General features: G+C 72.4%; 24 protein-coding genes and 1 pseudogene. 18 read left to right on the top strand and 7 right to left on the bottom strand.

Annotation, left to right across the window (positions count from 1 at the left end):
- Window positions 1-113: 113 nt before the first annotated feature.
- Window positions 114-2,492: a Helicase associated domain protein gene (locus tag OG286_RS00660; RefSeq protein WP_405363565.1), complete on the top strand. Its 2,379-nt coding sequence runs from the start codon at window positions 114-116 to the stop codon at window positions 2,490-2,492.
- A 182-nt stretch (window positions 2,493-2,674) separates the two neighbouring features.
- On the opposite strand, the gene OG286_RS00655 is transcribed toward OG286_RS00660, so the two are convergent.
- Window positions 2,675-3,427, bottom strand: a complete 753-nt coding sequence (locus OG286_RS00655; RefSeq protein WP_396325672.1) for an IPT/TIG domain-containing protein — start codon at window positions 3,425-3,427, stop codon at window positions 2,675-2,677.
- A 354-nt stretch (window positions 3,428-3,781) separates the two neighbouring features.
- Here OG286_RS00655 and OG286_RS00650 point away from each other — a divergent pair.
- From OG286_RS00650 to OG286_RS00635, 4 genes and pseudogenes are all read left to right on the top strand, one after another.
- A pseudogene (locus tag OG286_RS00650) lies at window positions 3,782-3,982 on the top strand (ISAzo13 family transposase); the annotation flags it as partial.
- 258 nt (window positions 3,983-4,240) lie between these two features.
- Window positions 4,241-4,579 (top strand): hypothetical protein, encoded by a 339-nt coding sequence (locus OG286_RS00645; protein ID WP_396325671.1) that lies wholly within the window; start codon window positions 4,241-4,243, stop codon window positions 4,577-4,579.
- 1,128 nt (window positions 4,580-5,707) lie between these two features.
- Window positions 5,708-6,055, top strand: a complete 348-nt coding sequence (locus OG286_RS00640) for a hypothetical protein (protein ID WP_396325670.1) — start codon at window positions 5,708-5,710, stop codon at window positions 6,053-6,055.
- A 397-nt stretch (window positions 6,056-6,452) separates the two neighbouring features.
- Window positions 6,453-7,043, top strand: coding sequence for a hypothetical protein (locus OG286_RS00635; RefSeq protein ID WP_396325669.1), 591 nt, complete (start codon window positions 6,453-6,455; stop codon window positions 7,041-7,043).
- A gap of 407 nt (window positions 7,044-7,450) precedes the next feature.
- Here the strand turns inward: OG286_RS00635 and OG286_RS00630 are convergent, their stop codons facing one another.
- A complete protein-coding gene (locus tag OG286_RS00630; protein WP_396325668.1) occupies window positions 7,451-7,711 on the bottom strand; it encodes a histidine kinase in 261 nt (86 codons plus the stop codon).
- Between OG286_RS00630 and OG286_RS00625 the strand changes: the two genes are divergently transcribed.
- Window positions 7,691-8,089 (top strand): hypothetical protein, encoded by a 399-nt coding sequence (locus OG286_RS00625; RefSeq protein WP_396325667.1) that lies wholly within the window; start codon window positions 7,691-7,693, stop codon window positions 8,087-8,089. The two genes, OG286_RS00630 and OG286_RS00625, sit on opposite strands and share 21 nt — an antisense overlap.
- Here the strand turns inward: OG286_RS00625 and OG286_RS00620 are convergent.
- Window positions 8,037-8,402, bottom strand: coding sequence for a DUF4352 domain-containing protein (locus OG286_RS00620; RefSeq protein ID WP_396325666.1), 366 nt, complete (start codon window positions 8,400-8,402; stop codon window positions 8,037-8,039). The genes OG286_RS00625 and OG286_RS00620 overlap by 53 nt on opposite strands.
- Here OG286_RS00620 and OG286_RS00615 point away from each other — a divergent pair.
- Both OG286_RS00615 and OG286_RS00610 read left to right on the top strand, forming a co-directional pair.
- Window positions 8,392-8,670 carry a hypothetical protein gene (locus tag OG286_RS00615; RefSeq protein WP_396325665.1) on the top strand — a complete coding sequence of 93 codons (279 nt, stop codon included), beginning with the start codon at window positions 8,392-8,394 and terminating at the stop codon, window positions 8,668-8,670. The two genes, OG286_RS00620 and OG286_RS00615, sit on opposite strands and share 11 nt — an antisense overlap.
- Before the next feature lie 132 nt (window positions 8,671-8,802).
- The gene (locus OG286_RS00610) at window positions 8,803-10,605 is read left to right on the top strand and encodes a hypothetical protein (protein WP_405364589.1); all 1,803 of its coding nucleotides are present in this window, start codon (window positions 8,803-8,805) and stop codon (window positions 10,603-10,605) included.
- Between the two features lie 160 nt (window positions 10,606-10,765).
- Here the strand turns inward: OG286_RS00610 and OG286_RS00605 are convergent, their stop codons facing one another.
- Window positions 10,766-12,022, bottom strand: a complete 1,257-nt coding sequence (locus OG286_RS00605) for a helix-turn-helix domain-containing protein (RefSeq protein WP_405364587.1) — start codon at window positions 12,020-12,022, stop codon at window positions 10,766-10,768.
- Window positions 12,023-12,286: 264 nt separating this feature from the next.
- On the opposite strand from OG286_RS00605, the gene tpg reads away from it, so the two are divergent.
- The gene (tpg, locus tag OG286_RS00600; RefSeq protein ID WP_405364585.1) at window positions 12,287-12,946 is read left to right on the top strand and encodes a telomere-protecting terminal protein Tpg; all 660 of its coding nucleotides are present in this window, start codon (window positions 12,287-12,289) and stop codon (window positions 12,944-12,946) included.
- 131 nt (window positions 12,947-13,077) lie between these two features.
- Here the strand turns inward: tpg and OG286_RS00595 are convergent, their stop codons facing one another.
- The 3 genes from OG286_RS00595 to OG286_RS00585 form a co-directional block, all read right to left on the bottom strand.
- Window positions 13,078-13,515, bottom strand: a complete 438-nt coding sequence (locus OG286_RS00595; protein WP_405364583.1) for a hypothetical protein — start codon at window positions 13,513-13,515, stop codon at window positions 13,078-13,080.
- Window positions 13,516-13,653: 138 nt separating this feature from the next.
- On the bottom strand, window positions 13,654-13,815 hold the full coding sequence (locus tag OG286_RS00590; protein WP_396325663.1) for a hypothetical protein: 162 nt from the start codon (window positions 13,813-13,815) through the stop codon (window positions 13,654-13,656).
- A 613-nt stretch (window positions 13,816-14,428) separates the two neighbouring features.
- Window positions 14,429-15,175 carry a hypothetical protein gene (locus OG286_RS00585; RefSeq protein ID WP_396325661.1) on the bottom strand — a complete coding sequence of 249 codons (747 nt, stop codon included), beginning with the start codon at window positions 15,173-15,175 and terminating at the stop codon, window positions 14,429-14,431.
- 240 nt (window positions 15,176-15,415) lie between these two features.
- Between OG286_RS00585 and OG286_RS00580 the strand changes: the two genes are divergently transcribed.
- From OG286_RS00580 to OG286_RS00540, 9 genes are all read left to right on the top strand, one after another.
- Entirely contained in the window at window positions 15,416-16,501 is a 1,086-nt protein-coding gene (locus OG286_RS00580) for a hypothetical protein (RefSeq protein ID WP_396325660.1), read from the top strand.
- A gap of 246 nt (window positions 16,502-16,747) precedes the next feature.
- The gene (locus OG286_RS00575) at window positions 16,748-17,713 is read left to right on the top strand and encodes a hypothetical protein (RefSeq protein ID WP_396325659.1); all 966 of its coding nucleotides are present in this window, start codon (window positions 16,748-16,750) and stop codon (window positions 17,711-17,713) included.
- A 430-nt stretch (window positions 17,714-18,143) separates the two neighbouring features.
- Window positions 18,144-18,506, top strand: coding sequence for a hypothetical protein (locus tag OG286_RS00570; RefSeq protein ID WP_396325658.1), 363 nt, complete (start codon window positions 18,144-18,146; stop codon window positions 18,504-18,506).
- Window positions 18,507-19,093: 587 nt separating this feature from the next.
- Window positions 19,094-19,825, top strand: a complete 732-nt coding sequence (locus tag OG286_RS00565) for an IPT/TIG domain-containing protein (RefSeq protein WP_396325657.1) — start codon at window positions 19,094-19,096, stop codon at window positions 19,823-19,825.
- A gap of 141 nt (window positions 19,826-19,966) precedes the next feature.
- Window positions 19,967-20,761, top strand: a complete 795-nt coding sequence (locus OG286_RS00560) for an IPT/TIG domain-containing protein (protein ID WP_396325656.1) — start codon at window positions 19,967-19,969, stop codon at window positions 20,759-20,761.
- Between the two features lie 709 nt (window positions 20,762-21,470).
- Window positions 21,471-21,902, top strand: a complete 432-nt coding sequence (locus OG286_RS00555; protein WP_396325655.1) for a hypothetical protein — start codon at window positions 21,471-21,473, stop codon at window positions 21,900-21,902.
- A 131-nt stretch (window positions 21,903-22,033) separates the two neighbouring features.
- Window positions 22,034-22,489, top strand: coding sequence for a hypothetical protein (locus OG286_RS00550; protein ID WP_396325654.1), 456 nt, complete (start codon window positions 22,034-22,036; stop codon window positions 22,487-22,489).
- A gap of 9 nt (window positions 22,490-22,498) precedes the next feature.
- Window positions 22,499-23,275 (top strand): C40 family peptidase, encoded by a 777-nt coding sequence (locus OG286_RS00545; RefSeq protein ID WP_396325653.1) that lies wholly within the window; start codon window positions 22,499-22,501, stop codon window positions 23,273-23,275.
- Window positions 23,276-23,440: 165 nt separating this feature from the next.
- Entirely contained in the window at window positions 23,441-23,584 is a 144-nt protein-coding gene (locus tag OG286_RS00540; RefSeq protein ID WP_396325652.1) for a hypothetical protein, read from the top strand.
- Window positions 23,585-23,590: the final 6 nt, after the last annotated feature.

The raw sequence follows: 23,590 nt of genomic DNA, 5'->3' as shown, positions 1-23,590 counted from the left end.
GTCACATCTCCCCATCCATGACCTGGCCCCGGGGAGAGGCCGACGGCCCCGACCGTCCCACAGCACCGCCCGCTCCGCCCCGCCGTCTCAGCATCCGAAGGAGAAGCACCGCCGTGGAGACCACCACCGCCACCGCCGTGGAGACCACCACCGCCACCGCCAAGCAGGATGTGCCGGCCGGACTGCGCGCCCAGGCCGTACCGCCGCTCCCGGCGCAGCCGTCCGGCGCCACCGCGGTGAACCCGCTGCCGCTGCACTGGTTCCAGAAGGATGCCGTCGCGGCCGCGGTGCGCGAGGTGAAGGACGGCGGCCGCGCCACCGTCGTCGCGGCGACCGGCTCGGGCAAGACGCTGATCGCGGCCGGCTGCGCCCGGCGTCTGGCGGCGAAGGGCCGGGTGCTGGTGCTGGTGCCGACGATCGAGCTGCTGGAGCAAACCGCCGAGGCCTGGTCGCTGCGGGGCGGGCGCCGGGGTCGGGCGGTGGCGGTGTGTTCGCGGGAGGAGGCGCTGGAGAGCGCGGAGGCCGGAGGCCGCGTCCACGCCCAGGTGACCACGCAGGCTCCGCGGATTGCCGACCTGGTCGCCAAGGAGAAGGCCGGCGAGCCGGTCACCGTGTACGCGACCTACGCGAGCCTGGAGCGCATCGTCCAGGCCCACCGCGACTGGGGCCTGGCCCAGTGGGACCTCGTGATCATCGACGAGGCGCACCGCACCGCCGGTTCGGAAGGGAAGGCGTGGGCCGCGATCCACAACGACACGGACGTGCCCGCGAAGCGCCGGCTGTACTTCACCGCGACGCCCCGGATCGCCGATGACCGGCGCGCGAAGGACGGCCTAGCCGACCTCGCCGACGCCGACGGCCAGGCGCTGCCCGCGCTCTGCTCCATGGACTCGGAGGAGATCTACGGCAAGGTCTGTTTCACCTGGACCCTCGGGCAGGGGATCGAGCACGGCTACCTCGCCGACTACCGCGTCCTCGTGCCGGTGGTCACGGACGAGGACCTGCGCGAGCTGCTCAACCTCCCGGCCATCGCCGACCTACGCTCCCAGCGCAGCAACGAGGAACTGCTGCGCCTGGCCCTCCAGATCGCGGTGCTGCGCGCGGTCGCCGACCTCGGACTCAGGCGGGTCATCACTTTCCACTCCCGGGTCACGGCGGCCCGCGAGTTCGCGAACTCCCTGCTGGGGGCCTCGGAGCTGCTGCCCGAAGCGGAGCGCCCGGAGCGGATCTGGGCGAAGGCGGTGGCCGGCACCGACCGCCTCAAGGACCGCCGGGCCGCGTTCACCGACTTCAAGAAGCACACCGGTGAGGACGGCGAGGAGTGCGGCATCCTGTGCAACAGTCGCCTCCTGACGGAAGGAATCGACGTCGCCGCCGTGGACGCGATCTGCTTCGCGGACCCGAAGTCGAGCGTCATCGACATCGTCCAGGCCGTCGGCCGGGCGCTGCGCCAGACCTACCGCGAGGACAAGGTCAGCTGGGTCATCATCCCGGTGTACCTGCCGACACCGGAGGTCGGCGACGACACCGCCGCCGCGCACCCGGCCGAGGTCCACGACGCCGGCGAGGCCGTGAAGGCCGAGGCCGACGCCGAGATCGAGGCCTCCAGCTTCCGCACCATCTGGCGGGTCCTGCGCGCCCTCGCTGCGCACGACGCCCGGGTGGTCGGCCGGATCACCGAACTGCGCGCCAGCCGCTCCCAGGGCACCGCGCACACCACCGCGGCCAAGCCGGCCGAGAGCGAGGCCGCCGCGGCCGGGGAGGGCGAGCAGCAGCCGGCCCCGGTCGAGTCGCCGATCGAGTGGCTCAGGATCAACGCCCGGCACCACGCAGCGCAGATTCTGCAGACCGTGAAGCTGCGGGCTTTCAACCCGCGCGCGGTCGAGTGGCAGCGGATGCACGCGGTCGCGGCGGTCTTCCACCTCCAGCACGGCCACCTCGACCCCACCGACAAGGCGAAGCACACGGAGCTGATCTCCTGGCTCACCCGCCAGCGCCATCTCAACGGCCAGGGCCTGCTCGACCCGGCCCGGGTGTCCGAGCTGGACGCGCTCGGCATGATCTGGTCGAAGAACGCCAACGCCTGGGAACGCGGGGCCGCCTACGCCGCCGCGTTCCACCACCAGCACGGCCACCTCGCGATCCCGGCGACCGCCAAGCTGGACGACTACGCCGTGGGCGCGTGGATGCGCCGCCAGCGCAAGGCCGAGAACCTTAACCCCGACCAGGTCGCCAAGCTCGACGCCCTGGACGAGCTGTGGCGCCTGGAGCCGGACTGGAACAGGTCGTACCGCCGCCTGCTCGCCTACCTCGCCGCCGGCGGAACCCTCGACGGCCCGGCCAACCGCACCGGCGGCGAGGCGGACCCGACCTTCCGCCCCGGCACCTGGCTGCGCAAGCAGGACAAGGCCCGCACCGAGGGCAAGCTGACCGACCACCAGACCGCGCTCCTGGACGCTCTCCACCCACGCGCCGAGACCGTCACCGGCTGACCCAGGAACCGCCACCCACACCCCCGCCGTCCCGGCCCACCGAGGCCGGGACGGCCGCCTGTACCCCGCTAGCCACACTCTTTGAACAACTGACGCACCCGATGCTCACGATCCGTTACCACCGGATGTGAGACAGAGCCGTTCTTTTTACAGACCCCCTGCGGTGCGATGAGAGTGGTACCTCACAAGAGCGTGTAGGTGAATGCGCCTGTGGCGGTGCTGGTTCCGCCTGCTGTGGTGACGGAGACGTTGACGGTGCCGAGGGCGTGGGCGGGCGTGATGACGGCCAGCGTGTGGGTCCCAGTGACCGAGAACGGTACCGATGTGGTGCTGAAGAGGACCTGGGAGGTGGTTGCCACGTCGCCGATGGCCGTGATGGTCACCGACCTGCCGCCGCCTATCGGGCCGGACGTGGGGGCCAGGGTCAGCGCGCCGGGGTTCGCGACGTACGTGTAGGTCAGGCCGTCGAAGGTTCCGGCGGCGGTCGTGATGCTGACCGACACCGCCCCGGCGGTGCCCGCCGGGGCGGTGACCACGAGCCGGCCGTCGGTCTTCGAGGTCACGGTCGCGGCGTTGGCATCGAAGGAGACGCCGGTGGTGGTGTCCAGAGCGATGCCGGTGATGGTGACCGTGGTGCCGCTCGCGAGGGGACCGTGCGTTGGGCTCAGGGAGGCCGCGACCGGTGCCGGGATGTAGTAGAACGGCGTGCCGCTGCTGGTCTGCCCGTTCGCGAGGACCGCCCTCACCTGGACCACGCCGGCGCCGGCCGGCGACGCGCAGGTGACGTTGTCGGGGACGGGGTGGTACGTGACGTTGGTGGCCGGATTCGGGCCGAACAACACCTCGCTGATGGTACTCAAGGCGTTGGGGGTGGTGCTCGTGATGGTCACGGAGGTGCCACCCCCCGTGGAGCCTTGGTTCGGAGACAAAGGCATGGGCCTCTCCTCATCGTGATGCTGCACTCCGGTGCGCCGCCCCCGCGAGCGGGCAGACCAGCGGATACTCCGAGTGCCGCAAGGCCTCGCATAGGCGGCCCACCGGCTCGGATTGCATACCAGTAGCCCAATCGGATGGCGTCCACGACAAGCACGCTGATCAGAAATCATCCATCTGGCGGGGCTCGTGAGTCACGCCGCTCGCCGAGGCGTGCGCCCCGCGCCCCAGGAGCGCTCGGCCCGAACGCGGCCCGACCGCGCCAGGCGACCCCAGGGGCGTTTCAAAGTCAATGCCGGGACGATAGGGCTTGCAGAGAGCAACATGGCTTGCTGCAAGCCAAGTTCGAGGCGATCATGCCGCATCTCGATGACCGGCAGCGGCGCCTGTTGATGGGGGCGGGTCGATCGGGCATGGCGGGATCAGGCTGGTCGCGTGTGTAGCTGGAGTGCTGTGAGCCGCCGCTGGGCCGGGCACGGCGGCCCGGCGGTGGCCGCAAGCGCGCGGTCGATCTGGTCCCCGCTCTGCGGACCGCGCTGCTCGCGCTGGTCGAGCCCGGAGCGTCGATCTCGTCGCCGGCCAGGCGGGGGTCGGTGAAGGCGAGGACGAGGGCGCGCTGGGCCTGGGAGGTGGCGCGCTCGCCGGCGACGCCGTGCTGCTCGGCCTGGGTGCGGGCGGCGAGGTAGGCGTCGGCCGCACGCCGCATGTCGGCGTGCGGCCACAGGATGTCTCGACGCGGTGCTGCCGGCCCTTCCACCCGAGGCCCTGTGCGGCCGCCTGGGCGGTCGGGAAGTCCCCGGCGAGGCGCGCGAGGTGTGCCAGGCCCCGCCGGGCGGCCGGGGCGAGCCGGCCGCCGCCGCCGTCGGACCGTTCCCAGCGCCCGCGGCCTGGGCACCCCGAACCGCTCCGCGCTCGACGACGGCCTGGTCCACCTCACCTGGCCCGACCACTCGGGCGTCCAGGAACTGCAGCGTGCCGGCCGCCCGGTCGACTGGATCGAGGAGTACGACGTCCAATGCGGCACCTGGACCGCCCTGATCGACAGCAGCATCGTCTCCGACGCCGCCAGCGGCGAACCCCTGCGCTGCCCGGGCGCCGACGAAGCCCTCGCTCTGCTGCGCCGGGCGCTTGGGGAGCACCTCACCCGCTGGTAGAACGGGCCGGCCGCCGCGGCCGCGTCCGCGTAGTTCGTGCTCTTGGTCCCGGTCCGGGAGCTGGTGGAGCCGACCGACCCGCTGGCCATGCCGGCATGGTGGGGTGGTGGGTTGCGGTACGACTAGTCGTGCTGTGGGGTGAACGGTGGCTGACCTGCTTTCAGCTGTGGCCGGGTGGCCGGTAGGAAGGTGCACGACAGGTCGTCGTCGAAGGAGTCATCGTGCGTATCACCTCCCTGGCCAGGGCCGCTCTGGTCGCCACCGTCGTCGTCGTGGCGGCCGCGGCCCGCGGGCCGGCACGGGCGTCTTCTTCGCTGCTTGCCGCGGTCCGCGGGCAGGGCCCGGCGTGTCGGCCTCCGGCACGCCGGGGGCGGCGCCCGGCCAGAGCACGGGGTCCAACGGCACGGTCAGCCGGCCCTCGGATAGGGCCCGGCCGGCGTCCGGATCGGCGAGCGCGGCACTCAGCGTCCGGTCCAGGTCGGCGACGGCGCCCGCGCCGAGCGGATGGCCGGCCGCCGCAGCATCCCGTCCCGCCTGCCCGGTCATTTCCCTCACCAGATGACGGCGCTGCTCGACGAGCTCGCGCAGCTGCGCGCCGGCGAGGTGCTGTTGGGCGTCCCGTAGGGCCTGGCCGAGGTCGAGGAGCTGCTCGACCAGGTCCCGGTGGTGGTGGGCGAGGAGGTTGGCGGCCCATGCGGCCTGGGTGGGGCGGTGCAGCGCGCGGACTTGTTTGGCGAGGGCCGGGTCGGTCTTCTTGAGCTCGTCGGCGCGCCGGTTGCGGGCGGCGGTGAAGTTGGCCGGGGCGAGGAGGTAGAGCTCGTCGGCGACCTGGTCGAAGGCGGGGGAGGGCGTGCTGTGGTCGGGGCGCGATAGGGCACTGGACGGGCCCGCGGGTGCTGCTCGGGTGCGGGCCGTCGTCCGACCGTCGACCGCCAGGTGTCGGCGTGCCGGGCCCGCCGGAGCCGCTGGTGCTGCGCCTGCCCGGGTGGTGGGTGTCGGGGCCGGCCTTCGGCTGGTGGCGCCGGGCCGCCGCCGCGCTGGGTGGCCAGAGATAACTGGGTACCCGATCCGTCCCGACTGAGTAGTCGCGCTCGTGTGTGGTCCGGTTCGGCACGGTGGAATCGGTCCATGGACAACATCCCGGCCGGATCCGCATCGCCACCGCACGACCGCGACGCGTGGAAGTTTCCGCTCGTCGCGACGGTTCTGCTCCCGCTCTGCCAGATCCTCTACTGGTACTTCGTACTGGTTCGCGCGGTTGAGGTCGACCAGTGCATGCCGAGGGGTGCCTGTGGGCGGGACTGGGGTCTGCAGTACGACACTGCCTACGGCCTGATGGGCGCACAGTTGATGCTCGTCGCGGCTGCCTGGGTCCTGCCGCCCCGGATGCGTTGGGCCCCATGGCGCTTCGTCGCATCCGCCGTGAGCGTGATGTGTGGTCTGGCATGCAGTGTGGTGATCCAGAACTTCGACTGAGGGCGCCTTCCAGCGCCTGATCCGTCGGCCGTCGGCGTTCAGCTGAGGTGGCCTCGGGCCCGCGCTGCTCTCCTCGTTCGGGGTCCAGACCATCACGGTGCCGTGTTGCGGGTCTGACCAGGTGTTATGTGGCCGGGAGGGGGCCAGGTGGGCGTGTTGCACCTGCTGCCTGGTCCGCCGGCCTCGACTGCTGCCCGCCGCCCCGGGGCACCCGGGCCGCAGGTGCATCTGCCACTGTGACCGGGGCCGGCAGCCCGGCCGGCAGCTGGCAGGTCGCCCGGTTCGCGCGGGGGCCGTACGCCTTGTCGGCGCGGACCGGCCCCGGAGAGCATGCGGGTACTCTGGGGCGAACCGCTACACGGGCGGATCGACGCTCATCACCCAACCGGGGGGGACCATGGCAGGCCAGGCCACGTGGAGGGCGATCGGACACCAGCGCGGCGCGGCTGGCCTCGCGACCGGGGCGCTCGCGCTGCTGCTCGCGGTCGCCGGCTGTTCGAGCACCGGGACGGGCGCGGCGCCGTCCGCCTCCGCCCCGCCGGTGCGGCCCGCGGAGCCGGCCTCGCCCACGGCCACGGCCTCCCCGACGGTTCCGCTGCCGCCCGTACCGCAGCCGACGTCCCCGGAGGTCGTGCCGTCGGCATTGGCTCCCGAGCAGCCGCCGGAACCGAGCGAGGCGCCCGCCGTAATCTACGAATGCGACGGCCGGTCGCTCTCGTCGCCCCGCTCCTTCGCCCTGGCGTGCGGCAACGGCGCGGCGCAGTTGGACGGGCTGGTCTGGAAGGGCTGGGGCGGGCTGAGCCCCACCGCCACCGGGCGGTTGTGGGAGAAGAACGCGGCCGGCGGCGTTGCCGCGGTCCCCGCCACGGTGACCCTCGGCGGCCTGACCGGCGGCGACTACACGACGATGCGGATCTCCGCACCCAAGGCGGACCGGCCCAACCTGGACCTCACCCTCGGCAAGTCCGGTCCCACGCCGAAGGGCTGACGGCCGGTCGTGCCCCGCCCCGGGCGAACGGTCGCGGCCGGGGTCCTCCTCGTCCCGTAGCTCGTGGAGCTGCGGGGGCCCCTGTAGCCCACGGGCGGCCCCGGGGGCACCTCGAAGCCCCCGCCGTCGGCGCGGGGTCCGTGGTCGAAGGTACCGCCCGCCAGGCGGACCCGCTCGGCCAGGCCGGGCAGGCCGCGGCCGCCGGTGCCCGGCACAGCCGCCGGGTCGGCCGGCGGCGCGGTCGGCGGCGCGCCGTTGGCCAACCGGACGTGGGCGCCGTCCGGCGTGTACGTCACCCGAACGGTGACCGGCGGGTGCTTGGCGGCGTTGGTCAGCCCCTCCTGGACCACCCGGTACGCGGCGTGCTCGGCCGCGCGCGGCATGCCGTCCCCCCTCCCCGGTGACCGTCAGCCGCACGTCCAGGCCGACCGTGGCCGCCTCCTGCACCAGTTGCGGGATGCCGGCGTCGGCGGGGCCGGGGCGGTGCGCTCGTCGGCCTCGTCGCGCAGGATGCCGATCACCTCGCCCAGACGCTCGACCGCGCCCGCCGCGCCCGCCCGGATCTCCTGGGCCGCTTCCCGATGCGGCGGGGCCAGGTCGGGCGCCAGCTTCAGGGTGCCGGCTCGCAGGGCGATCAGGCTCAGGTCGTGGCCGAGGGCGTCGCCCACGCCGCCACCGCCACCGACGGCCGTGACCACCTCATCCAGGCCCCGGTACCCGGCGGAGTGGAAACCGCCACCGGCATGGGCCCCGATCTGTCCAACCGCGTCCACACCATCGCCCTCACCACCGGCTGGCTGCGCCCCGACGACGTCGTGCGCTACCAGATGCTGCTGGTTGACATGCCGCGCTGGGTGGCCACGACGATGGACCTCGGCCTGTACGACGACCCGGACGACCCCGAGTGGCACGGCCAGCCCATCGAGCCCTACAACGACGTCGAGACGTACAAGGCCCCACCGGGAGCGAGTCGCGCCTGGCACCCTCCTGGGGTCAGGAGACGGTCCACTGGCCAGTGCTGGGGGCGAAGCCGCTGTCCAGGGTGAACTGGATCTTCGCTACCTGGGAAGCGGTCGGGATGGCGAACGTGATGTAGCCGAGCGCGGTGTCGCCGGGGGTGATGGTGACGCTGCCGGGGAAGCCGGGACCTGCGGTGGTGTCGGTAGTGATACTGGCGGTGAACTGCTGTCCTTCGCTGTCGACGAGCCGTGCGCCGTTGCTGGGGCTGTCGTCGTAGACCGCCGTTCCCGTGTTGCGAAGCCGGAACTGGACCGCGACCAACTTCGTGCCAGCCTTGGGCGAGGAGAACGCCTCCTTGGCACTGGCGGGGTCGACGACCCTGACGACGGTGACGTCCACCTTCTATTCCTGCTTCACGCCCGAGAGCGCGAGAGTGTCCCCGACGGAGGCGGTCGTCGGGGCGGAGGCGGTGGACGCCGACGAGGTCGTTTGCCCGGGCGAGGCGGAAGGCGTCCCGGACCGCGGTGATGTCACCGAACTGCTCTGTGGCGAGGTGACGACCGACTGCCCGCTCGAACACCCCGCAGCCAGTACAACCAGCGGCAAACCCGCGAGCGCGACCGTACGACGCATCAGATCCTCCAGCCTCGGCAAACCGCTGCACTGATCACCACTATCGCCCCTAACTGCTCCACCCGCACGCCCCCGGCGTGGGCAGTCCCCCGCATCGGCTGGGCCGAGCGCGGCTTCCCGGGCCTCGGCGACCAACCGGCCGGCTGCGGGCTGGTCGCGCAAGGCCGTGCTGACGGCCGCGGCCGTGGCCGTCGCGGCGGGTGCTGCCGTGGCCGTCCCGGCCGGCACCGCCACGGCGGCCCCGCTCAAGCCCGGCCCCGCCAGCCGGCCGGACCCGTCGGGTAAGCCGAGCCTGACCCAGCGGGCCTGGGAGGGCATCCGCTTCGCGGTTGGCGAGAAGCTCGACCAGAGTGACCCCAACTACCGCGCCAAGCTGGGCCTGCAGCAAGTGATGAAGGCCGGCCTGGAGCGGATGAAGACGGACAACACCACCCCGGTCCCCAGCGACGTGCTCACCGCGCTGCGGGCGTACACCGACTACCAGGTGGAGTGGAAGTCCTCCCTGCCGGGCTCGGAGAAGGAACTCGCCGCCAGCAGGAAGAAGCCCGCGAAGGCACAGGCGAAGCTGCAGAGTCCCGAGCTGACCGGCAAGAAGCGGGAGAAGGCCGAGAAGGCCGTGGAGAAGGCCGAGACGCGGAACCGTGAGGTGGAGGCCAGGTATGACAAGGCCCTGAAGGCGAACACGCCCGAGCCGCAGGAGATGGTCCAGAACCTCGAGACGAAGAAGGCCCAGCTGGAGAAGGATCTCCAGGGGGCGACGAAGGGCACGGCCAACTACAAGAAGATCGACAAGAGCCTGACCGCCACCACGCAGCAGCTGGCCGACGCCAAGCGCGTGTTCGGCGGACCTCACGGGCCGGACGGCAAGACCGGCACGACGACCGAGCCCAAGACCCCCGTCACCACCAAACCGACCACCAGCACGGGCAAGTCCCCGACCACCACCACCGCCAAGACCCCCACCAGCACGGGCAGGACCCCCACCAGCACCGGGGTGAAGCCGCCGACCACGACGAGGGCGCCCCTTGGTGTCGGCCGGCAGCCCGCGGTGACCACCGTCGCCCCACCGGTCACCGGCAAGTTCCCGGTCGGCGCCCGGATGCCCCGGCTCGGCGGCGGGGGAATCGGCCTCGCGCCGGTACTCGCCGGCCTGGCCGAGCAGGCGACCAACGAGCACTACGACCGGGAGCACCAGGAGCTGCTGGAGAAGGCGTACAAGGACCCCGCGTTGCGCAAGCGGATCCTGGACGACTACCACCAGATGAAGGGCGCCGACCCGATCGACCACATCAAGCGCGGCTTCGACACCTCGAAGGGCTTCACCCAGGGCGCGTCGCTGGCCATTGGCCCGAAGCTGGAGGCCTATCAGAAGGCCCTGGACGCCAAGGCGAAGGCCCAGGCGAAGGCGGATGCCGCCGACCGGGAGTGGGAGCGCAAGGTCAAGCAGGAGGCCGCCCGTCGGAAGGCCCAGGACGCCGGGAAGCACGACGACGCCCGCGCCAAGGAGGGCAAGAACGACAAGGCCGAGGACACGAGCGGCAAGCACGCCGGGACCGAGGCCAAGGGCGGGAAGGACAAGGCCCCCGCCGGCACCGACAAGCATGGCGAGGCAGTCGGCAAGACCGAGAAGGGCAAGGCTGGCACCGGTTCGGACAAGCGCGCCGAGCCGGGTGGCAAGGACAGGAAGAGCCCGGACGGCGGCAAGGACAAGGCCGAGACGCCGAGGAAGGCCGGAAAGACCAAGGACGACATCGGCACGGACACCGGCACGAATGGCCGCGAGACCTCGGGCGGGGGAAAGAACGTCCACGTGATGCCCGCCGAGGACCACGCGAAGCCGGCCGGCAACCACCACAAGGACGCGGCCAACGACCATCCCCGAGGCGGCAGGAAGGACGAGCCCGGCAGCAAGGACAAGACCGCGGCCAAGAAGACGACACCCACCAAGGGCGCGCAACGCGCCGTGTGACCAGTCGGGTCGGTCGGGCTGACAACAGCACTGCCGGGTGGGGCGGGCGCCGGCGGGCGCCCGCCCCACCCGGCACTCCGACCGCCCTGCTGGGAGGCGCTGCTCGGGGGCCCGTGATGGGCGGGGATCGGGTTTGAGCACGGTGCCGGGGCGCCCGGGGCTAGAAGCAGGGGTCGCGGGCCTCCGATCCGCAGGGGTCCTCGGGGAACGTGGCGTACGGGCTGGGAGAGGAGGACGGCGTGGGGGTCGACCAGGTCGAGGTGGGGCCCGGCCCGGGCCAGGGCAGGTTCGGTCCCGGATCGGTGGTGGCCGGCGGCGTGGACCCGCGTTTCGTCGGGGACGGGGAGGGCGGCGTCGCGGCGGGTGAGGTCCGCGCCGGTGGGGGCGGCGTCGCGGCGGGCGAGGTCCGTGTCGGCGGGGGAGCCGCGGGGCCGGACGAGGCGGGGGACGACCCACCGGCGCTGCCGCTGTCGGCGGAGGCGGTGTTCGGCGGGGATGCGGATGCCGACTGGGGCGAGGAGACGGCGCCGGACGGTGCGGGCGTGGCCGGGGCGGATGGTGCCAGGCCGTCGCGGTGGCCGGGTGCGAAGGCGAGTGTGGCGGCCGCGATCACCAACCCGACCGCGACTGCTGACACCACGACGGAGCGCCGCGACCGGCCGCCCTGCCTCCGGTCATGGCCGTCTTCGGCCGCCCTCCGCCGCGGCCGAAGACCGGCGATGACGGCGGGCCGTGCTCGCCCACGGCCTGCCCGTTCCGGACCGGCCGATCTCTGATCCGAGAGGGCGGTCTCGGTCACGTCGCCCGGCGCGCCGGCATCGCCCCCGGGCCCCGAAGCTGTGACGGGACTCGGAGCCGGTGCGCTCACGGGCGGTGGTGATTCCGCCGCTGGTATGGACTCGCTCAGGTGTGGATCCGTCTCCGGGACGGTCGGCGAAGCACCGGCGGCTTCGGGCGGCGCGCCGTCGGCCGCCGCCGCAGCGACGGGATGACCCGCCTGGTCCGTCTCCGCCGCCCCGGGCAGGGCCGTCGTCGACGCGGGATTGGCGATCGATACGGTCTCCCGCGCCGGCCCGCCGGCTCGCACAGGGAGCGGTTCGGTGGCGACGGCCAGCCGACGACGGGCTTCCAGCCACGCGGCCGCGTCCTGGCCGGAGAGACCGCAGGCGTGGACGAACGCGGTGAGCAGTTCCTCGCGGGGCAGGTCCCTGCGCGCGAGCGCACCGGAGAGCGTGGCCCGGGGCAGGACGTGGCCGGCGGCATTGGCGCGCTTCTCCAGTTCCCGGTAACTCAAGTCGGCCCACTGGCGTAACCGCCGCATCACCGCGACGAATTGCTCGGGACAATCGGCCTCCTCGGGCCGTGGCCGGCCCGCAGCCGCAGGCGCCGCCTCGATCGATTGTGGACGTTGCGTCATAGCGGGCAGCGTAGAGAACACACCCCCACGCCGGGGTGGAATCCAGCCCACCTGCCGTGCCGAGGAGAGCGCCTGAAACGCCCGGGGCTCGCGCCGGTCGTCGCAGTCACACCTCGTCCTCCGCCGGCAGCGTCGGAGTATCGCCCCGCCGCCGGGTGCGGGGCGAATCCCGCAGACCTCGGCGGCTACGATCCCGGACATGGACAGCGCCCCGCCGACCGCCGCCACCGACCAGCCGGCCGACGGCGAGGATCAGGTACGGCTGTGCGCCCGCCCCGGCTGCTCCAACCCGCTGCCGCGGCCCGCACCCGGCCGCCGCTGTACTGCTCCCGCTCGTGCCGCAGCAAGGTCGACCGCGCCAAGGCCAAGCAGCAGCCGCCGTCCCCGCTGCAACCGGCCGCTGCACCGGCCGGTGCAGCGCCCGCTGCAACCGGCCCCGCTGCGACTGCGACTGTCGCACCTGGCCCGACTGCTGCACCCACCGGCCCTGCCCTGGCCGCCGAGCTGGGCGTCTCCCAGCGCACCGTGCAGCGCTGGCTCAAGGGCGAGGGAACCCCGAAGCCGGCCGCCGCGAAGGCCATCGAGGCCAAGGTCCGCACCGCCTGGCAGCCTCGGGTGAAGCAGCGGGTCCGCAAGGCGGCCGAGACGAACGGCTTCATGCTCCACATCTCCGGCACGTTCGGCTACAGCGCGGCCGGCGGCTCCACCGACGACCCGCGCCCGCGCACCATCACCCAGAAGATGCCCGGCTCCGTCGCCCAGCGCCTCTACGCCGCCCGCGACGCCGGAGCCACCCAGGCCCAGCAGGAGCAGATCCTCGCCGAAGCGCTCCGCGACGAGTACTTCAAGGACCGCGGACACCGCGCCCGCAGCCTCGATGTCGAGCTAAACGACGTCGCCTGGATGGACCTGGAGGGCCTCTAGGCTGCCTCTGGCAGCCTCCGCGTCGCCGAAAACGAAAGTCCCGGCCGCCCCGAGCGGCCGGGACTTTCCATTTGAACCACCCCGCGCGTAAATTCACCGACGAAATCCGAAAAGGATCCGGAAGCATGGGTCTACGGGGTCGCGTCCCGGCGGCGGCGGCGGCGGCGGGCTCGGGCGGCCTGCTGCATCTCGGCCTCGGCCAGGTGCTGGCGGCCGGCGGCGAGGTCTCGGCGAACCTGGTCCTCAACAGCCGTGAACACCCCGTAGTAGGTCCGGTCGTACGCCTCGATCAGCTGGTACGTCCACATGCCCGGGACGACATCCCGGCCGAGGAGCTCCCGCTCGACCAGGTCGGCCTGCTCCCCGTGCCCCGCCTCCCGCAGCATCCGCACCGCCGCATCGAGCATCCGGTCGGCGCCGCCGGTCATCTGGTGCACCGCGTACAGGTGGCCGCGGGCCCGCTCGGTGTACTCCAACGCCTTCGACAGCATCCCCAGCGCCTCGACGGTCGCGTCGTCCACACCCGGCGGCCGCCGGTGCTCCTCATCGGGTCCGCTGTCTTGCTGCACCGGCCGCTTCGCCCCGGCCCTGCTCGGCGCTGCGGCCCGCTTCTGGCGTTCGTGCTCGCCCACACCCTGGGCTTGCCCGCTGGTAGGCGCCGGAACCCGGCCTCATGCCCGATCCTGGCACCGGGCTTCGGGGCGGAATCAGCCGGCCTGGGCCTGGGCGGCGTCCGGGCGGCCAGCCTGCTTGAGCTTCATGGTGGCCTTGTGCCGGTTCTCGGTGCCGCCCCAGTACGGGTGGGAGTACAGCTCGGCGCCGACCGCGGTGAACGCGGCGCGCGTCTCCTCGGTTGGATCGGCGGCCAAGTCGGCCTCGGCGGTGTACCAGCGGCGCTGGAGTTCGAGCAGGTCAGCGGGGAAACGGTGTCGGACACCAGCTCATCGTAGGTCGCACGCCCGTGCGGCCGACGGCGCGGCACCCCGGGCGGGGCGAGCACATCTACATCGTGGAGCTGTCGCCGACGGGCCAGCACGCCGACCCCTACGGGCGCCGGTTCAAAGAGATCCACCGGCAGCGGTGTTGGTTCATCAAGGAGATCCGCAGAAACCACGGTGGCCGCGACCACTGAAAGCCCTGAGCCCCTGCTCGGGGGTTTCGTCGTTCTCCGACAGCTCACCGCCGGGGCTGGCCAAGTGATCAGCTCCCTTTGCCAGTCCTGGCGAGTGCACGAGCTGCCCCGCCAGTCTCTCGGCGCCGGCAGCAAGCCGTTAGACCAGCACGGTGGGAAGCCCGGTGGCCACCCGACGGTCTCTCCTATTTCCGGCTGACCCAGCCGGTCGAACGCGGCAGCGGGCCACATGATCAAAAATGCGGACAGGGCAGCCCGTTGCCGCGCACGGGGCGCGGGCACTGCAGGTCGCCTTCGTAACCCGCAAGGACTGTGATCGTTGGCAGGTTATGAACAACGCGAAGCGTGTACTAGCCGTTGTCGCCCTCACGAGTGCAGTCCTGTCCTTCTCCGGCGTCGCACAGGCGCAGGATGACCCGCCGTTTCATGGGCAGCCGGTTAAGGTGCGCGACTCTGTGATTGACCTTCTCGGCGAGGCCTTTGTCACTGTTCTCAATAAGCAGGCCGAGGCTCTGATCGGCGGCCTCCTGCACCAGCAGTGACGCCCAGCGCAGGCTCGCGCAGCTGCCGGGCTTCGGTGGGCCAGTCGTCCCGGGGGCGCGCCGGTCGACGGCGGGTGGCCCGGCCTGGCTGGGCACGGCGAGGGTGTCCATCGGCCTCACCAGATGTTGAAGGGGCGTCGGTCGAAGACGTAGGTCAGCGATCGCCGCCAGCGGTCGTCCGTGTCCAGGGCCTGGCAGTCGAGGTGCAGCACGATGGAGCCTGTTCCCGGGGCCTCCCGGTCCACGTCCAGGCGCAGGGTCTGCTCGCTGCCCGCCGATCTGCACGGCGTCCGGCGTGTCGGCCAGCATCGAGCCGTCCGCGGTCGCGGTGACCGCCTTCAGCGCCGGTCCGGACTTCTGCCGGAGCACGAGCACCGCCTGGAGTCCCCGGCCGGCCGTCCGCTCGATGGAGCCGGAGAGCTCGAACTCGGGACCGCGGGCATCCCGCATGAGTTCGACCTGCTGCTTGGCGGCGCGTGCCTGCCGACCGGCGAACGCGGCGGCCACCACGCTGATGGCGGCCGCCGCGATTCCGATGATCAGTTGTCCGTCCACGGCGACCTCCTTCGGCGGTCCTCGCCCGTTTGCGGACCCGCCGTCAGCTACCGGCGGGGAGGGAGTGATATCCGGGATTATCCTTCCCTTTCTGGGCTCTTGTGCTCCATCTGTGGGTCGGTCCAGAGCGCCTGACGCAACACACGCCGCCCCCCGTGCAGATCTTGAGGTGTCTGCTCGAGATCGGTCGCGCAGGGAGAACGGCGTGCGGTTCACCACGGTATTGAAGTCGCTGGTCGGATGCGAGCAGGCGGTGCCGGAGGCTGCCTGGTTCGACGAGGAAGCCCAGGTCATGGTTGTCGCGGTGCGACCGAGGTCCCGGGTGCGTCGGACACCGCCGCCCGCGAGTTCCTGGAGCTGGCCGCCGCCGTGCAGCGCGGCGCGGCCCGCTACCTGGAGCGCCTGGAACAGGCCCGCCAGGGCGGCGAGGACCCGGGCGCAGGCCGGGCGCTGGAACTGCTGGAGGCCAGCGTCACCGGCGCGACGCAGCGCCTGCTGCGCCAGGCCCACGTGCTGCGCTTCGAGATGGTCTCCGCCCGAGGCCGGGCGCAGCGCGAAGCCGCCGCCGCTGCTGCACTCGCCGACACGGCACCGGCCGCTGTCCCGGCGGCCGCCTCGGTCGAATCGTCGCGCGTCGAAACAACCGGCCCCGCTGATCCGGGTGAATCGTCGCGCGTCGAAACAACCGCGTCGGTTGCTGATGTTGTCCCCGGCCCGCAGCGGGTTGTCCCGGACCGCCGCGAGACGTCCGACACCGCCCGGCCGGCTGTTCCCGAGCCCGCTGCTGCACCGCCCGGGCTGCGGGCCATCGTTTCCCCGCGCGTCGAAACCGCCGGGCCCGCACTCGGCACCGCGCAGACGCTGCGCCCCCTCGCCGAGCCCGTGCGCAGCGCCCCGGCCGCGCCGCACTCCGCAGCGCCGGCTGCTGCCCGGCCGGTGCAGCAGCCAGCCCCGGCCGACCCGGCCCTCGACCCCGGCGACGGTGAGCAGGCTCCGGTCCTTCCCGAGCAGCTGCAGCTGGCGCTCGCCGCGGAGCGCACGTCGGTGTCGCCGCTCGCCCGGGGCCTGGGTGCCCCGAGCAACTCCTGGAGGCTGCCGGACAGCGACCTGGTGGTGGAAGGCTGGGCCGCCGATCCGGAGCTGTTCGCCGTCCGGAACCCGGACCGCCGGCTGGTGGGCTGGGTCGCCAAGGCCGGTGACGCCTGGGGCAGCTACATCGACGGCAGCCTGGTCATCGACGCGGTCGACGGTGCTCCCTGGCTTTCCCGGGACGCGACCTACGCCGTTTCCATGCTCGTGGCCGCACTTGCCCAGCAGAGCGCCTGAGCCCGCCCGCCGGGCCGCGGGGCGCCCATCAAGGTGACGCCGTAGCCCGGCCGCCGGGCCCGCTTGATCGTGATTCCGTGACGCAGGGCCGTGAGGTTGTCCCGCGTTTTCCCTGGTGACAGGGCCGTACCAAGGTTGGCGTCACGAAAGGGCGATCGGCGGCGTCACGATGTCCGCCGCCGCCCCTAGCCTTGATCGCGTGATCCCCGACCAACCGGGCCCGCCCGACGTCCCGCGCTGCCTGGCATGCGACAGAGAACTCACCCCCGCCACCGGCAGGCGCGGCCGCCAGCCGCAGTACTGCAACACCAACTGCCGCAGCGCCGCCTACCGCCGCCGACAGGCCACCGCCACCCCGGCCCCGGTGGATACCGGTCCGGCCCTGCTCCCGGTGCCACCCCAGGCCGCTCCACCGGCACTACGACCGAGCAGCTGCTGCGCCTGGCCGCCGACGTCGACGACGCCGTCCACGACTTCCTCCACACCATCCAGGCCGGCACCGCCACCGAAGCCGACCGGGCCCTCGCGCAACTCCACCAGCTGCTGCCCGACGTCCTCACCCGGATCCTCCAGCAGGCCGAGCTCCACCACCGTCACCCCGCCCCCGCCCCCGCCGCCGCCGGCCCCCAAGCCGAGACGGCCGCCACCCTCGCCACCGATCCGGCAGCCGACACTGCTCCCCGGCCCGGTATTCGTGACGCAGACCGTGACGCCGATCGTGACGCGCCGTCCGTGGTGAACCTTGATGGTCCAGGTCAAAGCATTGGTGACTGCTCCCCGGCGCTGTCAGCCGAGGATCGCTGGCGTGAGCTGATGAGCCGCCAGCGGGAGGCCGAGGTGCCCGCCCGGCCGGTGGAGCGGTACGGGCCGTGGGAGTGGGAGCGCCCGCTCACCGACGGCTGGGCTCGCACCATGTGGCGCGACCCCGACGCCGCCAGCCCGCGCGCCCGCCCCGTTCACGTCCTGCTCCACCACGGCCAGCCGGTCGGCTGGGTCGAGGCCGGCATCCACGACGTCCCCCAGTGGGCCGCGGTCCTCCACGGCGGCCCCGGCGGGCCGGACCGCTTCGTCCGCGAGCCGCGCCACGACCAGGTCGCCCTCCACCCCTCCGCGCTCCAGGCCATCGCCACCCTCCGGGCCGCCCACCGCGACCGTGACCCCAAGGCCCTGCCCGCCGCCTGGCACACGCAGCAGTCCCCGGGCCCGCGCTGACCGGCGCTCAGCTGGTTGCTCCGGAGGTTGCCCCGGAAGTTGCTCCGGAGGTTGCCTCAGAGGTTGCTCCGGAGGTTGCATCGGGATAGCCCCCAGTACACCTTGATGCCGCAGGTCAGAGCCGGGGGACAACCGTTCTCCGGAACGCCGACTACTTCTCTCTGCGGATCTTCGGCACGAGAGCGAAGCAGTACTCAGGGTGTATTGGACAGGTTGTTTGAGAGCCGGTCGGACAGCCAGAACGAGAGCCACCGGCTCGGACAGCGAGATTGAGAGCCACCTCGGTTGAGGGCTGCGACACGCCGCGTTCGGGCTAATGTCCCTGGTTGCTCCGGTTGGCCGCGCGACTCTGTGCGAGTCCTTCCGCTCACCCTGATCGAGACCGGCACCGAGTCCTACCGACTCCAGACCACGGAAGCCGAGCAACGACATGGCCGGTGACCAGCCGCCCAACGGTCGTCCTGCCGGCGCACGCACGGCGACCGACATCCACCGCGCCATCGACGAACTCTCCGCCGGAACACAATCGCCCACACAAAGCCAACAGGGCGCCCTGGCCGCCTACCAGTGGGTCCTCGGCCACGGTCGGGCCCCGGTGACCGGAGCCAACCTGATCGACGCCGTCCCTACCGAGACCCATATCCATGGAGAGGAACGGGCGGCCCTCCGACAGGCCCACGATCTGACCCGTCCCATCAGCGAACGTTCGTATGCTTTCGGTGCCACCCAAGCCCTGGCCTGGATCCTCGGATACACCGACGATCAGCCACAGCCGACGCGCCGGGAGAAGTAGGGGGCGCTCTTCTGTGAATTGCTGGCTGCGCGCGCTCCACCGTTCGAGTGACGTACCGTCACTGTGCTTGCCAACGACATAATGCGAATGGGTTACTGTACGCATCCGAACTGGTGGGTCGCTCATCCCTCTGCGGGGGAGCGGCAGTTGGCCCGCCGTCGGTTCAGGGGCGCCGTCCAGGGGGTGGGTGCCGCCCTTGGGCGCTTCCGCGGAGGGCGGGATCCATCAGCCGGTGCTGCCGCAGCAGCCCCGCTTCCATGTTCCTGGCTGACCGTGTGGCACCGTGGCCCATCAGTTCGGCTGCCATCCTGACCACTACCTCATTCGGCCTGATCGCAAGGACCGTTCGCGTCCCTCGGCGCCGGGAGCGCGAGCCCCCTTTCTCAGCCCCGTCCCCGGCTACCCGTCCACATTCGACGGCTCGGGATTCCGGGCACGGATCCCGCCTCCAGGCTCCAGAAAGAAAGAAGGTCTACAAAGAAGGTCCACGGCGGCGCGTTCGGATCGCTGATGAGTATTGGTGACGCGCCGGCCGCAGAGCAGGATCACCCCACGCGCACGCACATCAATCCTCCCGGGGGCACGTCATGCCCATCAGCCCGAACGAGGGACCCACCGGCGGGGGGACCACAGTGACGATCACCGGAACCAACCTGGCCGGCGCCACCGCCGTGAAGTTCGGCAGCAAGCCGGCCACCATCACCGCCAACACCGCCACGTCCGTCAGCTGCATCTCGCCCTCGGGCACCGGCACGGTCGACGTCACCGTGACCACCGCGGGCGGGACCAGCAACCCGCTGCCGTTCTTCTACATCGGCGCGCCGTTCAAGACTTTCCTGAGCCCCGCGTCCGGTCCCGTCACGGGCGGTAACACCATCACCATCGCCGGCACCGGGCTGTCCACCCCGACGGCCGCCAACTTCGGCGCCAACAGCGCGACGCCGACCGTGATCTCCGACAGCCAACTCAGCGTCACCGTGCCGGCCGCGGTCGCGGCCGGGGAGGTGAGCGTCAGCGTCGACACGGCCGGCGGCACCACCAACGGCTTCTACTACACCTATGTCGGGCTCCCGGTCATCACCAGTCTCACTCCCGACCAGGGGACGGCCTCCGGGGGGACCGACGTCGCGATCGCCGGCAGCAACCTCACCTACACCGACGAGGTCCGCTTCGGCAGCACCCCAGCGTCCTTCGCAGCCGTCTCCGACAACCTGGTCCTCGCCACCGCGCCGCCGGGGACACCCGGCACGACCACCGTCACCGTCCACAGCCCGGGCGGAGACAGCAACGCCCTCACCTACCAGCAGTACCAGCCGTAAACCAGGCCCGACCGGCGACCGCACCAACTCGCCCACGCGCCCCTCTCCGACGGACTGCGCCCCCCCACCGGACTGCCTGGCCTCACGCCTTCCACCCCGTTCCAACCCATCCCCGTAGTACCCAACAGAAGGAAACAGATCATGGCAACCATCACCTCCCTCAGCGCCACCCAGGGCAAGCCCGGGGACACCCTGACCATCAACGGCAGCGGTTTCGGCACCTCCGCCGTGACGGTGAACTTCGGCTCCAAGGCCGTCGCCGCCACCGGCGCCACCACCACCGTCACCACCACCGTCCCGAGCGGCTGCGCCGGCCAGACCAGCGTCAGCGTGACCGTGGGAACCAGCACCAGCAACAGCAAGCCGTTCTTCTACATCGCCACCCCGTCGTGCTCGGCCGTGGCCGCGAACACCGGGCCGCTCACTCCGGCGGCCGTCAACATCACCGGCACCGGCCTCGCGACCGCGACCGCGGTCACCTTCGGCGTCGCCGGCGCCGGCACGATCAACAGCAAGACCGGGGACACCCTGCTGAACGCGACCCCTCCCACCAACACCACGGGCTTCACCACCACCACGCAGTCGGTGGACGTCACCGTCACCAGCCCCGGCGGCACCAGCGTCCCCGCCGGAGCCGCCTCCCAGTTCACCTACTACAACCTCCCCACGGTCACCGGGATATCCCCCACCGACGGAACGGCCGGCCAGACGGGCGTCACCGTCAGCGGCACCAACCTCGTCGACGTCAGCGACGTCATCTTCACGGACACGGTCACCGCCGCCGTGTTCCACGCCACCGCCATCACCGGCCTCAGCGAAACGGACGTTCAGTTCACCACACCCGCCGGCCTCGTCACCGCTTCGAGCTACACCGTCACGGTCGCCACACCGGGCGGCACCAGCACGACGAGCGCCACCTTCGGCCCCGTGACCTGATCACCTCCACGCTGTCGGGGTGTGGCGACCGGCCGGTCGCCACACCCCGACAGTGACGTCGGCAGACGCTGTGCCCCGGCTCCGCCCGGGGCACAGCACATCGTCGACAAGCGAGGTGCCATGGCGCCAACGCTCGGCGAGCTCTCACGACCGTCCTCACAACACCCCGAATTCCGCCCGCCCGTGACGAAACATCACTCGTTGGGGGGCGACTCTGAAACTCACTGCCAATCTTGGGCTCTCAGGCCCCGCACAGCACCCACCATCGGCACAAGGTGGCTCCCGTTCTCGCTGCCCGACCGGCTCTCAATCAACCTGTCGAAAACAACTCAGGGTGTCCTGTACGCCCGGGGCCGGTGGTGTGGAGGGGCTGCGCGCCGGCGGCCAGCGGGCGCCCTGGTGCCGTGGTCGAGCCGGCCGGACGGTCCCGGCCGCCGCCCGGTTCCGTTTGGAGTGCCGTTTGAGGTCCCGTTCGGAGTCCTCTTTGAGGTCCCGTTTCAGGTCCTCTTTCAGGTCCCCTTCCCCACAAGCGGACCGGTGCCGAAGCCCCAGGTCACAGCCGCGGACAAGGGGCCCCGCCGAGCGCCGACAACTTCCCTGTGCGACCCCGGGCGGCAGCGAAGCCGTACCCCGGGAGCCCGTACGGCCCCGGTGACGACCGCGAGCAGGCCGGCCGCTACCGCGGCAGACCCAACTCGTTGAACGGGGCGTGAGCACCCCTCCGCCCGCCCGGCGCGCTCTGGGCCCCGGCGCGGCCCGCGCCCTCGGCCCACAGCGCTCCCCAGGCCGCCAGCCGCCGCCCTGGGGCCGCCCCGTGCCCGTCCCCGACCTCCCGGCCCACCCCGACACCCAGCAGCCCGCCGAACGGGCCGTGGACGCCATCGCCGCGCTGCGCATGGTCCGCGCCCCGGCCGCCGTCCTCGAAGCCGCCCTCCACCTCGCCCAGGCCCTCCTCGACCGACCCGGCGAAGACCCCCGCCTCCTGGAGGCCGCCGAAGGCCTGGCCGCCGTCATCCCCCAACACCTCGCCGCCGCCCGCACCGCACCGCCGGCCCCGCCTACCCGGCTGCGTCCGGCCCCGGTGCCTGACCCGGGTCCGGACCCGACAGTGGCCGGCACCGGCCGCCGAGGGAGGTTGTGATGGCGCAGCGCACGGGACAAAGGTCCGGTTCGGGCCCGGGGGAGAACGGCCCGGGACGGGGGCGGTTCTTGGCCGCCGGTATGGCGGCGGGTCAGGTCCCGGTACTGGACCGGAGTGTGCCGCTGGGGCGTGTGGTGGTTTCCGGTCCGCGCCCCGGCGCGGCGGGTGACGGGGCGCGAACGAGCGGCGACGGCATCGACGCGCCCGCGCCGCTTCGTACGGCGGCGGGCGAGCCGAGCCACGCCACGTCGTACCGCACCGGTGGAACGGCGGCCGAGCGGCCTCGCGGCCGGGTGCGGGGGAAGACGGTGCCCGTCGTCCTGGCACTGCTGTGTGCGGTACTGGTGGGCGCCGGCGTGCACCAGGCGGCTGGAGGCTCTGCCACCGGCCCGGTGCCGGCCGCCGCTTCCGGCGCACCGGCGCTCTCCCCGGACGAGGAGCACGACCCCGGCGACGCGCCCGGGCCGCAGACCCCGCCCGGCCCGGACGTCCCGACCGGTGACCCCGGGCCGGGCGTTGCCCCGGGCGAGCCGGCCCCGAGCACTCCGGCCCCTGCCCCGGCGACGCGAGAGGTGGTTCTGAAGTAGGGGGACACCTTGTGGGAGCTGGCTCGGGACCACCACACCACGGTGCGGGCGCTGCAGGAGCTGAATGGGCTGGGTGACTCGACCCTGATCCACGCCGGCGCCACACTGCGCCTGCCCTCAGCCGCGGCCGAGCCCTCGGCCGCAGGGACGGTTACGGACGCGTCCGGTGGGGCGGTGCCTGCCCGGTATGCCTCCGGGGGCAGCGACATCGGGTCGGCCACCGCCGGGGACACGCCCGGTCAGGCCTTCGGCACCGGGACACCGTCCGGGGCCTGGGCGACGCCCGAGGCGGAGCCCGGGGCTCTGGGCATCCGTCAGCTGCCCGAGGATGAGAAGTCCGCGAGCGCCAAGTCCGGGTCCGGGTCCGGGGCGAAGAAGAACCAGGGCCGTGACGCGAAGGGCGGCAAGGCCAAGGGCAGCGAGACCGATGCAGGCAGGGGCGCCACGGCAGCGGTGGCCTTCGCCCGGGGGCAGATCGGCAAGCCGTACGCGTGGGGCGCCACCGGGCCCGGCTCCTTCGACTGCTCGGGGCTGGTGATGCGCGCATGGCGCGCCGGCGGGGTGGCACTGCCGCGCACCACCTGGGGCATGGCCAAGGCGGGAAGGGCCACCACCCGCGGGGCCCTGGTGCCGGGCGACCTGGTCATCACCAACGGCTGCGGCCACGTCCAGCTCTACATCGGTGACGGCAAGGTCGTTCACGCCCCCGGCACCGGCAAGCACGTCACCATCGCCCCCCTGGCTATTGCCTCCGGGGTCCTCGCCTACCGCCACCTCGACGCGTAGCGCCAGCCGTCCGGCCGCCGCGGACCCCGGCACCGCACATCGGCCTCGCCCCCCCCGGACGTTCGGTGCCTGGTGGGCACTGGCCGGCGCGCGCTCCCGGCCTGGTTTACGTCCGGCTGAACGGGCGGGCGCGAGCATGGCGTAAACCGCCTGGACAGCTGGGCCGTGGTGGTCGACGGCCACTTCCTCGTCCACTCCAGCGACCCAAGCCGCCCGGTGGTCAACCGCACCGCCGAACTGGCCGCTCTGCTCGTACACGACGCCCTGGAGCTGGGTCTCGTCGACGTCGCCGGCCCCCCGCTACCCTGACAGACC

Source organism: Kitasatospora sp. NBC_00039 (assembly GCF_045160625.1).
Lineage (GTDB): Bacteria > Actinomycetota > Actinomycetes > Streptomycetales > Streptomycetaceae > Kitasatospora.
Note: the sequence above shows the minus strand (reverse complement) of the source record. Positions and strands in the feature narration are given on the sequence as shown.

Coding starts and splice junctions, on each gene's coding strand:
- OG286_RS00655 (WP_396325672.1), bottom strand. CDS start 3,427: ATGCCTTTGTCTCCGAACCAAGGCTCCACGGGGGGTGGCACCTCCGTG.
- OG286_RS00640 (WP_396325670.1), top strand. CDS start 5,708: ATGGACAACATCCCGGCCGGATCCGCATCGCCACCGCACGACCGCGAC.
- OG286_RS00635 (WP_396325669.1), top strand. CDS start 6,453: ATGGCAGGCCAGGCCACGTGGAGGGCGATCGGACACCAGCGCGGCGCG.
- OG286_RS00605 (WP_405364587.1), bottom strand. CDS start 12,022: ATGACGCAACGTCCACAATCGATCGAGGCGGCGCCTGCGGCTGCGGGC.
- OG286_RS00580 (WP_396325660.1), top strand. CDS start 15,416: ATGCGAGCAGGCGGTGCCGGAGGCTGCCTGGTTCGACGAGGAAGCCCA.
- OG286_RS00575 (WP_396325659.1), top strand. CDS start 16,748: ATGCGACAGAGAACTCACCCCCGCCACCGGCAGGCGCGGCCGCCAGCC.
- OG286_RS00570 (WP_396325658.1), top strand. CDS start 18,144: ATGGCCGGTGACCAGCCGCCCAACGGTCGTCCTGCCGGCGCACGCACG.
- OG286_RS00565 (WP_396325657.1), top strand. CDS start 19,094: ATGCCCATCAGCCCGAACGAGGGACCCACCGGCGGGGGGACCACAGTG.
- OG286_RS00560 (WP_396325656.1), top strand. CDS start 19,967: ATGGCAACCATCACCTCCCTCAGCGCCACCCAGGGCAAGCCCGGGGAC.